Here is a 13,856-nt window from a genome sequence, read left to right on the forward strand (position 1 = left end):
CTGCATTTCCATAGCAATATAGTGAATAAGCGAAAGATGAAAGAATCACGGGTTTCCCATTTTGCTTCAAAGTATATGAAAGATTTTCTTGATTGAGAAGAGGAACAATAGTCTATCTTATCTAGTAGGTGCATATTCATTTAATAAGTACGGATAAGGAGGGATAGAAAAATGACTTCTTCTCGTCAAGATGCATGGACTCATGATGAAGATTTATTACTCGCAGAAATTGTACTGCGTCATATACGTGAAGGTGGCACTCAGCTAGCTGCATTTGAAGAAGTGGGGAAGAAACTTACACGAACATCAGCAGCTTGTGGCTTCCGCTGGAATTCTTTTGTGCGCAAACAATACAAGACTGGTATTGATCTTGCGAAAAAACAGAGAAAAGAATTAAAAGCAAGAACTGTTTCAAAAGATGACGAGCAGCCTGCACGCTTATCATATATGGAAGCAGAGAAACATATTTCGCTTAATGAGGTAATTAAATATTTAGAAAATGTAGATCAAGGGCAAAGGCACTCGTCAGAGCTTCTCGAAGCTAATGAAGAACTGCAGCAAAAGATTGAACGTTTACAAGAGAAGGTAACGATTTTGGAAAAAGAAAAAAAAGCTTTGCAAAACAACTTGTTAATTGTGGAAGATGACTATAAAGCTCTTATTGAAATTATGGAGAGGGCTCGTAAAATGGTTGTATTAAAAGAGGATGAAAAAAGTAGAAAAGTGAAATTTCAAGTGGATAAAAATTTAAATCTAGAAAAAGTTCAAAAGTAAAGCGACAGTTTGAATGCTCCCTACTTCATGTTGATCATATATACCACATAGATATAAAATAAACAGCTGGAAATCAGCTGTTTATTTTTGTTCGCTTACACCGTTTGGTAGCCAAATAAGAGGGTTTTCTCCCAAATCACGATCGATATCATACGTTACAGGCACGAACCCCATTTTTGACCAAAAATCACTCGATTTTACTCGTGGGCTTGTTTTGATAGGTAATTGAAAGGATTTGGCGTATTCAACGAGCGTTTGACCCAATCCTTTGCGCTGAAAATCGCTGAGCACTTCGAGTTTCCACACTTCAATATACGTTTGAGGCGGCTCGAAATATTGATCGTACTGTTTGTTTCGCTTATAGAGACTCATCCGAGCCACTAAGCTATTTCCAAAATAAATACCGTAAAACGGAGAATTTATTTCATTATCGGAAATTTTGGCATGTAATTCTTCTAGCATTGAAAGTTCTTGAATGCCATATTCTTTGAATTTCTTGAACTCTTCTAGCGTTTTAAAATTAATTTTTAAATGCTTCACTTCGTAATTCATCCCATATCCCCCTTGTTATGTCTCCTTGCTAGACAAACGAACTGGCTTGGTTCGTTTGTCTAATATTATATAACAAAAACACAAAATATTCTGTTTTCATGATTGGTGAACGAATATTCAAGGCGCATGAGGAAAAATGAATTCTTTCAGTTAAATACGAAGAATACATTACTATAAGCATCACTTTTTAGAAAGGAAGCAAAAGGAAAGTGAGATTCAAACAGAAAGCGTTTTCAAAAATTGTAGAGGAGTTTTAAAATTATTGTAGAATTATATGGGGGAAAGTAGAAATTTGAGGAAAGGGGAGAGAAAGGTGAAAAAAATACTGATTGCAAATCGAGGAGAAATTGCTCTTCGTATTATTCATACATGCAAACAAATGGGCATTGAAACGGTGGCTGTCTATTCCGATGCAGATGCAGAGCTTCCTTATGTTCAAGCAGCTACAAAAGCACGTCGAATTGGAGAGCCTCCTGTGCAAAAGTCATATTTGAATGTAGAAGAATTGCTGCGAATTAGTCATGAAGAAAAAGTAGATGCCATTCATCCTGGGTATGGATTTTTATCGGAAAATAGTGCATTTGCTAAAAGAGCGATTGATGAAGGTTTTTGTTTTATCGGTCCTTCTCCCGAAATCATTTCGATGATGGGCGACAAAATTGCTGCTCGTGCCGCGATGAAAGAAGCGGGTGTACCTGTTGTCCCCGGCAGCGAAGGCGATGTGACGTCAGTTGAAGAGGCTTGTAAAGTAGCGAGTCTAATTGGATATCCCGTTATGTTAAAAGCAAGCGGAGGCGGCGGCGGAATTGGGATGGTGCGCTGCGATAACGAAGAAGCAGTAAAACAAGTGTATGCCTCCACAAAAGCAAGAGCAAAAGCATATTTTGGTCAAGAAGGAATGTTTATTGAAAAGCTTATCACAAACGCAAAACATATCGAAGTACAGGTGTTTGGAGATCAGCATGGTAATGTCGTTCATCTTTTTGAACGCGATTGTTCCGTACAAAGAAGAAATCAAAAAGTGATTGAAGAAGCCCCTGCGCTTTCTTTAAAAGAAAGTACGCGACAAGCCATGCAAAACCAAGCCGTTCAAGCGGCTAAAGCAATCGGATATTATAATGCAGGTACGGTGGAGTTTATTGTGGATGAAGACGAAAATTTTTATTTTCTTGAAATGAACACGCGGCTGCAAGTTGAGCATCCGATCACCGAGCAAATTGCAGGGGTCGATTTAGTTAAGTGGCAGATCTTAGCTGCGCGCGGAGAAAAGCTTCCACGTGTGCAAGAGGAAATAGCAGCAAATAACTATGCCATTGAATTTCGAATTTATGCAGAAGATCCGTTTACTTTTTTACCGGCTCCGGGAAAAATTACGGGTTATCACTTGCCGGAGCGAACCTATGCGCGCGTAGACAGCGGCTACAGTGATATGAATGCGGTTACACCTTTTTATGATCCAATGATTGCAAAAGTTATTATTACTGGTCGTACGCGTTCCAATGCAATTGAACTCGCTAAATCATATTTTACAGAAGCTGTTGTAGAGGGAATCAAAACGAATATTCCTCTATTTAAGCAGTTGTTAAATGAAGAGTTATATGAAAAAGGCACCTATAACACATCGTTATTATCAACCGTATTAAATAAAGGAGGAGCACCACAATGAGTGAAATCAAAGCGACAATGGCAGGCATGGTATTTAATGTGTTTGTTCAGCAAGGTGCAAGTGTAGCCAAAGGAGAAGTTGTTGTTGTATTAGAATCTATGAAAATGGAAATTCCTATTGAAAGCGATCAAGCTGGTATTGCAGAGACTGTCCATATAGCCGTGGGGGATTTTGTGAACGAAGGCGACGTTTTGGTGACTATTTCATAACTCATAAAGGAGAGATATCATGATACATACAGGTGAATCTCAGAAAAAATATGATGAAAATCGTCAAAAAGTAGAGTGTGGCAACGCGGAGAAGTACAAAGAGAAACTTGCAACACAACAGAAGCTTTTTGTAAGAGATCGTTTAGCGCTTTTATTTGATGACGGGAAATATGAAGAAGACGGCATGTTTGCAAATAATAAAGCCGAAGGGTTGCCGGCAGACGGTGTTGTAACCGCAATTGGAAAAGTAAACGGTGAAACGGTTTGTGTAATGGCTAATGACTCTACTGTAAAAGCAGGGTCTTGGGGGGCTAGAACAGTAGAGAAAATTATTCGTATTCAAGAAGTAGCAGAAAAACTGCATGTGCCTTTGCTGTACCTAGTGGATTCTGCAGGAGCACGTATTACGGATCAATTAGATATGTTTCCAAACCGCCGAGGCGCTGGACGGATCTTTCACAATCAAGTAAAACTTTCCGGCGTCATTCCTCAAATTTGTTTGCTCTTCGGTCCGTCAGCAGCTGGAGGAGCATATATCCCTGCATTTTGTGATATTGTTGTGATGGTAGATGGAAACGCTTCTATGTACTTAGGTTCGCCGCGTATGGCCGAAGCTGTTATTGGAGAAAAGGTTACGCTAGAGGAAATGGGAGGAGCACATATGCACTGCAGCGTTAGCGGATGTGGAGATGTGTTAGCTTATTCTGAAGAAGAAGCTATTTCGTATGCCAAATCTTATTTAACCTACTTTCCACAAAACTATCAAGAGAAGCCTAAAGTACAAAAAGCTAAAGAGCCTAAGCAGACAAAGGATTTAGTAGAACTAATTCCAGAGAATCAAAATGTTCCATTTGATATCTATGAAGCAATTGATACCCTTATTGACGAAGGGAGCTTCTTTGAAGTGAAAAAACTGTTTGCCGCCGAATTGGTAACAGGGCTTGCACGAATAGATGGAAAAGTAGTGGGGATTATTGCCAATCAGCCGAAGGTCAAAGGAGGAGTGTTGTTTGTAGATTCAGCAGATAAAGGCGCAAAATTTATTCAACTGTGCGATGCCTTCCATATTCCTTTGCTATTTTTAGCGGATGTACCTGGATTTATGATTGGAACCAAAGTAGAAAGAGCAGGCATCATTAGACATGGAGCAAAATTGATTGCAGCGATGAGTTCAGCTACAGTTCCTAAAATTTCCGTAGTTATGCGCAAAGCTTATGGCGCAGGGCTTTACGCTATGGCTGGTCCAGCTTTTGAACCGGATTGCTGCCTTGCATTGCCTACTGCTCAAATTGCCGTAATGGGTCCTGAAGCGGCAGTAAATGCCGTCTATTCTAATAAAATTAATGAAATTGAAGATCCGAAAGAGCGGTTTATGTTTGTTAAACAGAAACAGCAGGAGTATAAAGAACACATTGATATCTATACGCTGGCTTCTGAACTTATTATTGACGACATCGTTCCTGCTAACGAACTGCGTCGAACTTTAATTGACCGCTTTCAATTATATGAAACAAAGAATGTGACCTTTAGCCGTCGTAAACATCCGGTGTATCCCGTATAATAGAAAAAAACGGGATCACTCTAAATAATTTATAACAAGCCCGGTGATTTTTAATCACACGGGCTATATGAATAGGTAAAATTTTAAGAATGCATTTAATTCAAAGCATTTTTTTGCTAAAATGAAACTCAATAATAGAAAGAGGAACAAAAAATACGATGAAAACTATAGGTATTATTGGAGGCGGATCATTAGGTCTGTTGTTTAGCGCGTATTTATCAGATTGTTATGATGTAACCTTGTACACGAAAACAAAAACTCAAGCAAAGTGTATTAACGAAAATGGAATTACCTTACATAGACAAGGGGAACATCACACTAAAAAAGTCAGTGCTATCCCTCTGGAAAAAAACATAAAAGAAGCAGATTTAATCATTATTACTGTAAAACAGTATCATTTAAAAGAGATTATTCCTTTTATCAAAACTCTTACTATACATACTCCCCTTTTGTTTATCCAAAACGGTATGAGCCATATTGAAATTCTTAAAAATCTCCCCCAGAGCACTCTCTATTTGGGTACAGTTGAACACGGGGCAATGCGTACAAATATGGATAGCGTCCATCATACAGGAATAGGAACAACCCGTATTGCTTCGTACAGAGGAGAAATGGAGTCTATCTTGCCAATTGTGAATTTTCCTTGGGTGATTGAAACAGATTGGTATGCGATGCTGGTGAAGAAATTAGTTGTAAATGCGCTTATCAATCCTCTTACGGCGCTGTATCGGGTAAAAAATGGGCAGCTGATTCATAACGGTTACTTTTATAAAACGATGCGTCTATTGTTTGAAGAGATTGCGGCTGTGTTAAAACTGGATTCAGCTTTTAATTATTGGGAAAATGCGCTGGGGGTTTGTTCGCGCACGAGTACAAATCAATCTTCTATGCTAAAAGATATACAGGAGGGGCGGCAAACAGAAATTGATGCTATTTTAGGCTATATTCAAACACAAGCTGCTGAAAAAAGAACGCCGACGCCTATTGTTGACTTTTTATATGGGTCAATAAAAGGAATCGAAGAAGAAAAGGGTGATTAACATGGGAAGTTTTATTGCTGGAGTTTTTGCGACGTTTGTCACTCTGCCGCTCGTTGGTTTTTTTATTCTATACATGCTTTTACGCAAACTGACGAAAAATAAAAGGAAATCTGTCCACATGGCAACGTACATTACTACGGTTTTTCTTATTTTGTCCGTGCATTATGCAGCTGTGGAAATTTTCGGGCACTCTTTTTTGTGGTTGATTGCGTTAGTCCTTTTAGTTGTAGCAATGATTATGATGTTTGTACATTGGAAAGTCAAACATGACTTAGAAATGAAGCTTATCGCGAAAGGGTTCTTTCGGATGAATTTCGTTTTGTTTCTTATTGCACATATTGTATTAAATATAGGTGGAATCGCTTTTCGTATTTCCTCTCTGTAAAGCATGTTACTAGACGTGGGCAGTTACATTATGGATAATGAAGCTATATGTAGAGAATATAAGTATTAGGAAAAGAAAGGAAGTTCTTTCATGGAGATTACAGACGTCTCTTTAAAGGCGGGAAACAAACTAACGAACGATTACATAAAAGGTGAAAAGCAAGCACTTTCCTTTTTTCATTATAATATACACGAAAAAGACGTATATGAAAAACGTTTAGCGGATGTTCAAAAGCAGTCTTATCCAAGAGAACAGCTTGCTGAGTATCTGCTTGATTTTAATAAGCGCTACGGAGCATCTTCTAAGACGATTGAAAATATTGAAAAGCTAAAAGATCCTAACAGCGCAGTGGTCGTTGGAGGTCAGCAAGCGGGGCTGCTTACCGGTCCTTTGTACACCATTCATAAAGTGATTTCAATTGTGCTCCTAGCTAAACAACAAGAGGAAGCTTTAAACGTGCCCGTGCTTCCGGTATTTTGGATTGCTGGAGAAGATCATGATTTTGCTGAGATCAACCATGTATACACAGAGCATAAAAATCAGCTTTTAAAGAAAACGCTAAAGCATTCTTTAAAGAAAAAGCAAATGGTTTCTCAAATTGAACTAGACCATGAGGCCTGTAGAAGCTGGGTTCGTGATGTATTTCAAACGTTTAACGAAACGGCGCATACAAACCAGGTATTACACTTTGTTTTAGAAGCGTTAGATAAATCACGTACCTATGTCGATTTCTTTGCTCATTTGGTTACCACAATGTTCGCAGAGTCAGGTCTTATTTTAATGGATGCAGCTTCTAAAGAAGTGCGCAGCATTGAATCTTCTTTCTTTGTGACGTTAATTGAACAAAATGACAAATTATCGTCAGCCGTTATGGAACAGCAAACAGAGATTCAAAAACAATACGGACGAATGATTGAAGTGGGAGAAGAAACGGCTCATCTCTTTTATTCACACAATGAAAACAGAGTACTTTTAGAAAGAGATGCAGAACAAGAGCAGTTTGTTGGAAAGCAAAATGAACTCGCGCTGTCTAAAGAAGAGCTGGTTCAAATTGCTAAACAAACGCCAGAGCTTCTTAGTAATAACGTTGTGACTAGACCCCTTATGCAGGAGTACTTACTTCCTACCCTTGCGTTTATTGCAGGTCCAGGGGAAGTAGCGTATTGGGCAGAGCTTGAAAAAGCATTTTCTTTATTTAGCTTTAAAATGCCTCCCGTGGTTCCGAGGTTATCCTATGCAATCGTAGAAAGACATATCGAAAAGTATATGGATGAACTTCAGTTAGACCTTTCGAACGTAATGAACGAAGGCGTAGATGCAGAGAGGGAGCACTGGCTTAAGACAGAAGTTCACAACCCGTACGAAATGTATTTTGAAAAAGCGAAAGAAGATTTTGAAAAAATTCATAAAACTCTTCGTGAAAATATTCAAAAAGAAGACAAAACATTTGATGAAGTCATGCTTAAAAATCGAGCGATTATTCAAAAGCAGTTTGAAACCATTCAAAAGATTGTCGAATCCAAACAGCTAATTAAGCACGATGTGAAGCATTCAAAATATGCTCAAATTGAACTTGCTCTTCGTCCCTACAATGCTCCACAAGAACGCATGTGGAATATTATGTATTATTTAAATGGTTATGGTATGCAATTTGTGTCAGATTTACTAAGTGCTGAAGTCGAATTAAATCACCAGTTAAAAGTCTGTTATGTCTAATAAAATCCTGCTGAAAAGCAGGATTTTTATTTTGGAAAAGAGAAAAAGTCTACAAGGTGAATGTTAACCAATTGAATCCTTATAAGGTATTTATTTCTAATTATGCAAAAAAACCTTATATTCCTTACATTTTATTCTACGAATATGTCCTACTTTTAACAAAATGACACTATTTGTGACAAAAAGACAAAATTCTACTTAATTCTTATATAAATAGCTGAAATAATGTTGAACTTTGATATATAATATAAACGTGTATATATATCAAAGAAAAACACCGTTTTTTGCTTTTTGTATACATAACTAAGTAGTTTAGAAAGAAGTAGGTGTCATAATGTTTAATCACACAACTGTTTTGCTTAAAGAAGCAGCGGAAGGCTTAAATATTAAGCCGGATGGAGTATATGTCGACTGCACGCTTGGCGGAGCAGGTCATAGTGAATATATCGTAAAACAGCTATCAGAAAAAGGGAAATTAATTGCGTTTGATCAAGACGATGTCGCTCTTGCAAATGCAAAAGAGAAATTGGCCCCGTATCTAGACAGAGTTATTCTAATCAAAAGTAATTTTCGCTATTTAAAAGAGCAGCTAATGGAACACGGAATTGAAGAAGTAGATGGAGTATTGTTTGACCTCGGAGTCTCGTCTCCTCAGTTGGATACACCAGAGCGAGGGTTCAGCTTTCATCATGATGCCCCGCTTGATATGCGCATGGATCAAAACTCAATGTTTTCTGCGTACAACGTAGTAAATGAATGGCCTTATGAAAAACTTGTGAAAATCTTTTTCCAATACGGAGAAGAAAAGTTTTCAAAACAAATTGCCCGCAAAATTGAAGCATATCGAGAGTCTAAACCAATTGAAACAACGCTAGAGCTGGTTGATCTTATTAAAGATGGTATTCCAGCGCCAGCTAGACGAACGGGTGGACATCCGGCAAAACGAATTTTCCAGGCTATTCGAATTGCTGTAAATGATGAGCTTCAAGTATTTGAAGATGCAATTGAACAGGCTATGGATGTGATCAAAAAAGGTGGACGTGTAAGTGTTATTACCTTCCACTCACTTGAAGATCGAATTTGTAAAGTGGCGTTTAAAAATGCAAGCACGGTTCCGCAGCTTCCGCATGGACTGCCGGTTATTCCAGAAGAATTTAAACCTAAAATGAAAGTTATTACAAGAAAACCTATTTTACCTTCAGAAGAAGAGATAGAAGAAAATAAGCGCGCGCGTTCGGCAAAGCTTCGAATTGTTGAGAAATTAGTGTAATTTAAAGGGTTTTATCAAAGAGGAGGGGACGAGAATGAACAATGTAGCATACAAAGTAAGAGAGCAAGATCAGCAGCAGAAGCAGCAAAAGACGGTACGTCAAGTTGTTCGGAAGACAAAAAGAAAAATCACGGTTGGTGAAAAAATTGTGTATTCTGGATTTGTCGCACTCATGCTGTTTGGGTCTGTGCAAATCATTTCAAATCAATCTTCGCTTTATAGCATCAGTGAAGAAGTGCAATCACTCGATGGAAAGATTGACAAGCAAGAAGCAAAAAACAATGAGTTAAAATTACAGGTAACAGAGTTAAGTGCATACGATCGTATTTGGACAAAAGCAAAAGAACTTGGACTAAAATTGAATGAAAATAACGTAAAAGTCGTTAACGATTAATTGCGATGACTACGCCAAGAAAAAATAGCAATATTAGTACAGGAGCAGCAATATTAATTTTAATATTTGCATTGCTCTTTTTTGTATTAGCCATCAGGTTCTTTTACATCCAAGCGACGGGCAAAGCAGACGGAGAAGCTTTAGCCGAAATTGCACAAAAACAGCATACGCGAACGTCTAAAATTGAAGGACAGCGCGGTACGATTTACGATCGAAACGGAGAGGCAATCGCCCAAGACACGGGTGCTTATACGGTTGTGGCGATTTTGAAGGAGTCGCAGTCAGAAGATAAAAAACACCCACAGCACGTGGTAGACCCTGAAAAGACAGCTAAAAAGCTAGCGCCGCTATTGAATATGGACGAATCAAAAATTGAAAGCATGTTAACGAGAGGAATTAAAAGAAAGGCATTCCAAGTCGAACTTGGCCCAGGCGGACGTGATATTGATAACGTGCTAAAGCAAAAAATTGAGAAACTAAATCTCCCGGGCATCACGTTTTTACGCGATTCGAAGCGCTTCTATCCAAACGGTGTCTTCGCCTCAAGTATTTTAGGGTACGCACAAAAAGATGATACGGGTAAAATCGTAGGGAAAATGGGAATTGAAAAAGTATTTGATAAGCAGCTTTCTGAAGAAGATGGATATGTAAAATACGAAGCTGCTAAAAATGGAATTAAGCTTCCGGATCCAAAAGAGTCAATTGTAGCTCCTAAAAACGGAGACAGCGTTACGCTTACGATTGATGAAAAAATTCAAACGTTTTTAGAGGATGCGATGACAGCTGCTGCTAAAGAATATAAACCAGAAGAGCTAATGGCAACAGTAGTGAATCCGAAAACCGGTGAAATTTTGGCGATGTCAAACCGACCTTCATTTGACCCGAATATTCGTGATATCACTTCTTATCGTAATCCGTTTGTTGAAAACAGCTATGAACTTGGTTCAACGATGAAAATTTTTACGCTAGCAGCCGCGATTGATGCAGACGTCTATAACGGCGAAGACCGCTATCAGTCGGGATCTTATAAAGTAACGAAAAACAGCGTTCCGATTAACGATCACAACGGCGGAGTCGGCTGGGGAGCTATTACATTTAATGAAGGAATTCAAAGGTCTTCAAATGTAGCAGTTGCCATTTTAGCCAACGAAAAATTAGGTACCGACCGTTTGTATAAATACTTGGACAAGTTTGGCTTTATGGATAAGACGGGAATTGACTTGCCAAATGAAGCTTCTAGCAAGTTAGTGACGAAGTACCCGAGAGACCGCGTAACTACTGCATTTGGACAGGCGTCTGCTTTTACGCCTATTCAAGAAATTCAAGCGGCTACGGCGATTGCAAATGACGGGAAAATGATGAAGCCTTACGTGATTAAACAAGTAGTTGATGAGACAAATAAGAAAACGATTAAGAAAACAAAACCTACCGTAGTAGGCCAGCCTATTTCTAAAAAAGCAGCGAATGAAACGCTAGGTATTTTAGAAACCGTTGTTTCTTCTGATGATGGAACAGGGAAACCTTACGCGATTGAAGGATACGATGTCGCTGGAAAGACGGGAACAGCTCAAATTCCTGGGCCTACCGGAGGTTACCTTCATGGACACGGGAAAAATTTCATTTCCTTTATGGGCTTTGCACCTGCTAAGGATCCAAAGCTCCTTGTCTATGTAGCCGTTAAAAATCCAACTCTCACGCCTCAAGAGACGGGTACTGCGCCGCTTACAGCTGTATTTAATCCGGTGATGAAAAATAGCCTGCAGTATTTAGGGGTGGAGCCTCAAAAAACGGATGAAGACGGAAAAGAAACGAAAGAAAAGAAAGTGGATTCAGAAATCACGCTTAAATCTTACGTTAATGAATCAGTTGATAGTGCCGTGAAAGACTTAAAACAAAAAGGGCTTGTTCCTGTTGTAATAGGTAAAGGAGATACGGTAGAAAGCCAATCACCGACTTCTGATACCATTGTTACTGGTCAACGCGTGTTCATTAAGACAAACGGAAAAGCCACAATGCCTGATCTAACAGGTTTTTCACATCGTGACGTTATTCGTTTTAGTGAATTTGTCAACGTTCGACCTAGCGCACTTGAAAATGGTTATGTTGTAAGTCAAAGTATTAAAGCAGGAGATCCGCTAAAAGCAGGAACGTACCTGAAAGTGGAACTTGAAACGCCTAAAGAATTTTCAAGCACGTTAAATAAGCTAAAAGAAACGGAAAAAAGTGAATCTGACAGTAAAAAAGACGATAAGCAACTTGACTAGAAAATAAGTTCTAGTGAATCCTGTACAAGCATATATTGGAACGAGCCGATTCAGAGGAGGTTCTAATATATGCGGGTATCAGGAGTCACAGTTCGTAAAAGGCTAGCTATTGTTTTGTTTGTCGGTTTTATTGTGTTTTTGATTATTGATACAAGGCTTGGATATGTACAGTTGCTGACTGGGGATACGCTAACTGAAAAAGCCAAAGACTTATGGAGTCGGAATATTCCTTTTGAACCTGAAAGAGGAAAGATACTAGATCGCAATGATGTGGCACTTGCTACAAATAAAAGTGCACCGACCGTTTTAGTTATGCCAAGACAAGTTGAAAATCCAGCTGTTACGGCTGAAAAGTTAGCAAAAGTGCTGGGAGCATCAAAAGAAAAAGTATATGAGCAAATAACAAAAGCTTCTTCTAGCGTGTATTTGCGTCCTGAAGGAAGAAAAATTTCACATGCGAAAGCAAATGAAGTGCGGAATTTAAATTTAAAAGGCGTATATATAGCTGAGGATTCGAAGCGGTACTATCCGTTTGGAAGTTATTTGTCGCATGTATTAGGCTTTGCGGGAGTAGATAATCAAGGGTTAACAGGCCTTGAATTATATTATGATAAAGAGCTAAAAGGACAAAAAGGTTCAGTTAAATTGTATTCGGATGCTAAAGGTAAAAAGATGCCCAATATAGCCGATGACTACACAGCACCTGTGGACGGGCTGGATTTGAGATTGACCATTGATTCACGTGTGCAAACGATCATGGAGCGTGAGTTGGATAATGCTCAGACAGCTTATAATCCAGATGGTATGATTGCCATTGCCATGAATCCTAAAAATGGTGAAATCTTAGGTATGTCTAGTCGTCCGGGCTTTGATCCTACGGATTTTAAAAATGTGAAGCCTGAGGTGTATAATCGCAATCTTCCAATCTGGAGCGTATATGAGCCCGGATCGACGTTTAAGATTATTACACTGGCAGCTGCTCTTGAAGAAAAGAAAGTGGATTTACTAAAAGATCAATTTTACGATGATGGAGCCGCGGAAGTTGGCGGAGCGAGACTTCGCTGCTGGAAAAAAGGCGGACATGGACAGCAGTCTTTTTTAGAAGTTGTACAGAACTCATGTAACCCTGGTTTTGTGGAGCTTGGGGAACGTTTAGGAAAAGAGAAATTGTTCAAATACATTAAAGAATTTGGCTTTGGTCAAAAAACAGGTATTGATTTACAAGGGGAAGCAAAAGGAATTTTGTTCCCGCTTGAGCGCGTAGGGCCGGTTGAACAAGCTACAACAGCTTTTGGGCAAGGGGTTGCTGTTACGCCTATTCAACAAGTAGCTGCTGTTTCCGCAGCCGTAAACGGTGGAACGCTTTATGAACCTTATATTGCCAAAGAGTGGGTGGATCCAACTACCGGAAAAGTTGTAAGCAGTCATAAGCCGGTTGCTAAGCGAAAAGTTATTTCCGAGGAAACGTCTAAGCAAGTGCGTTTTGCTCTTGAAAGTGTAGTAGCACAAGGAAGCGGAAAAGGAGCTTTTGTGGAAGGGTACCGCGTTGGAGGAAAGACGGGTACGGCGCAGAAAGCTCAAAATGGAAAGTATTTAAAAAATAATCACATCGTTTCTTTTATTGGTGTTGCACCAGCAGATAACCCTGAAATTGTCGTGTATGTTGCGGTTGATAATCCAAAAGGCACCATTCAGTTTGGTGGAGTTGTAGCAGCTCCGATTGTAGGTAAAATGATTGAAGACAGCTTGCGTGTGATGGACGTTAAACCGCGTAAAGGACAAATTGAAAAAGAGTTAACGTGGCTGGACACACCAATGATAAAAGTACCAAATGTCGTAGGAATGTCAAAAAAAGAGTTACAAGAACAGCTACTTAATTTAAAATTAGATGTGAGTGGCGAAGGAGATAAAGTGGTCAAGCAGTCTCCTGCAGCCGGAACGAAAGTTAAAGAAGGCGAAACGGTTAGAATTTATATGGGAAAATAAAAATCTCTATAAACCATTATTCTTCCTTGCATGATAATC

The 13,856-nt window shown here is 39.0% G+C and carries 12 protein-coding genes; 11 read left to right on the top strand and 1 reads right to left on the bottom strand.

The window, feature by feature from the left end:
- Positions 1-171 precede the first annotated feature (171 nt).
- Positions 172-774: an RsfA family transcriptional regulator gene (locus tag POF52_RS03060; RefSeq protein ID WP_013058974.1), complete on the top strand. Its 603-nt coding sequence runs from the start codon at positions 172-174 to the stop codon at positions 772-774.
- 81 nt (positions 775-855) lie between these two features.
- On the opposite strand, the gene POF52_RS03065 is transcribed toward POF52_RS03060, so the two are convergent.
- The gene (locus tag POF52_RS03065; protein WP_013058973.1) at positions 856-1,326 is read right to left on the bottom strand and encodes an N-acetyltransferase; all 471 of its coding nucleotides are present in this window, start codon (positions 1,324-1,326) and stop codon (positions 856-858) included.
- Between the two features lie 313 nt (positions 1,327-1,639).
- Here POF52_RS03065 and POF52_RS03070 point away from each other — a divergent pair, with 313 nt between their 5' ends.
- The 10 genes from POF52_RS03070 (at position 1,640) to POF52_RS03115 (ending at position 13,817) form a co-directional block, all read left to right on the top strand.
- Positions 1,640-2,992 (top strand): acetyl-CoA carboxylase biotin carboxylase subunit, encoded by a 1,353-nt coding sequence (locus POF52_RS03070; protein ID WP_057243122.1) that lies wholly within the window; start codon positions 1,640-1,642, stop codon positions 2,990-2,992.
- A complete protein-coding gene (locus tag POF52_RS03075; protein ID WP_013058971.1) occupies positions 2,989-3,201 on the top strand; it encodes a biotin/lipoyl-containing protein in 213 nt (70 codons plus the stop codon). The genes POF52_RS03070 and POF52_RS03075 overlap by 4 nt, the downstream gene beginning before the upstream one ends.
- Before the next feature lie 19 nt (positions 3,202-3,220).
- Positions 3,221-4,762, top strand: coding sequence for an acyl-CoA carboxylase subunit beta (locus POF52_RS03080; protein WP_271989665.1), 1,542 nt, complete (start codon positions 3,221-3,223; stop codon positions 4,760-4,762).
- Between the two features lie 158 nt (positions 4,763-4,920).
- Positions 4,921-5,802, top strand: a complete 882-nt coding sequence (locus POF52_RS03085) for a 2-dehydropantoate 2-reductase (protein ID WP_271989667.1) — start codon at positions 4,921-4,923, stop codon at positions 5,800-5,802.
- A gap of 1 nt (position 5,803) precedes the next feature.
- On the top strand, positions 5,804-6,187 hold the full coding sequence (locus POF52_RS03090; RefSeq protein WP_013084860.1) for a DUF3397 domain-containing protein: 384 nt from the start codon (positions 5,804-5,806) through the stop codon (positions 6,185-6,187).
- A gap of 90 nt (positions 6,188-6,277) precedes the next feature.
- Complete coding sequence (gene bshC / locus POF52_RS03095) at positions 6,278-7,903, top strand: bacillithiol biosynthesis cysteine-adding enzyme BshC (protein WP_271989670.1); 1,626 nt, start codon at positions 6,278-6,280, stop codon at positions 7,901-7,903.
- Positions 7,904-8,237: 334 nt separating this feature from the next.
- On the top strand, positions 8,238-9,173 hold the full coding sequence (rsmH, locus tag POF52_RS03100; protein WP_271989671.1) for a 16S rRNA (cytosine(1402)-N(4))-methyltransferase RsmH: 936 nt from the start codon (positions 8,238-8,240) through the stop codon (positions 9,171-9,173).
- A 34-nt stretch (positions 9,174-9,207) separates the two neighbouring features.
- Complete coding sequence (ftsL, locus tag POF52_RS03105; RefSeq protein ID WP_013058965.1) at positions 9,208-9,567, top strand: cell division protein FtsL; 360 nt, start codon at positions 9,208-9,210, stop codon at positions 9,565-9,567.
- A gap of 5 nt (positions 9,568-9,572) precedes the next feature.
- Entirely contained in the window at positions 9,573-11,831 is a 2,259-nt protein-coding gene (locus POF52_RS03110; protein ID WP_271989675.1) for a penicillin-binding protein, read from the top strand.
- A gap of 69 nt (positions 11,832-11,900) precedes the next feature.
- A complete protein-coding gene (locus POF52_RS03115) occupies positions 11,901-13,817 on the top strand; it encodes a stage V sporulation protein D (RefSeq protein ID WP_013084856.1) in 1,917 nt (638 codons plus the stop codon).
- Positions 13,818-13,856 lie beyond the last annotated feature (39 nt).

It is taken from the genome of Priestia sp. AB (assembly GCF_028369225.1).
GTDB lineage: Bacteria > Bacillota > Bacilli > Bacillales > Bacillaceae_H > Priestia > Priestia megaterium.

Coding starts and splice junctions, on each gene's coding strand:
- ftsL (WP_013058965.1), top strand. CDS start 9,208: ATGAACAATGTAGCATACAAAGTAAGAGAGCAAGATCAGCAGCAGAAG.
- POF52_RS03065 (WP_013058973.1), bottom strand. CDS start 1,326: ATGAATTACGAAGTGAAGCATTTAAAAATTAATTTTAAAACGCTAGAA.
- rsmH (WP_271989671.1), top strand. CDS start 8,238: ATGTTTAATCACACAACTGTTTTGCTTAAAGAAGCAGCGGAAGGCTTA.
- POF52_RS03110 (WP_271989675.1), top strand. CDS start 9,573: ATGACTACGCCAAGAAAAAATAGCAATATTAGTACAGGAGCAGCAATA.
- POF52_RS03085 (WP_271989667.1), top strand. CDS start 4,921: ATGAAAACTATAGGTATTATTGGAGGCGGATCATTAGGTCTGTTGTTT.
- POF52_RS03080 (WP_271989665.1), top strand. CDS start 3,221: ATGATACATACAGGTGAATCTCAGAAAAAATATGATGAAAATCGTCAA.
- bshC (WP_271989670.1), top strand. CDS start 6,278: ATGGAGATTACAGACGTCTCTTTAAAGGCGGGAAACAAACTAACGAAC.
- POF52_RS03115 (WP_013084856.1), top strand. CDS start 11,901: ATGCGGGTATCAGGAGTCACAGTTCGTAAAAGGCTAGCTATTGTTTTG.
- POF52_RS03060 (WP_013058974.1), top strand. CDS start 172: ATGACTTCTTCTCGTCAAGATGCATGGACTCATGATGAAGATTTATTA.
- POF52_RS03075 (WP_013058971.1), top strand. CDS start 2,989: ATGAGTGAAATCAAAGCGACAATGGCAGGCATGGTATTTAATGTGTTT.
- POF52_RS03090 (WP_013084860.1), top strand. CDS start 5,804: ATGGGAAGTTTTATTGCTGGAGTTTTTGCGACGTTTGTCACTCTGCCG.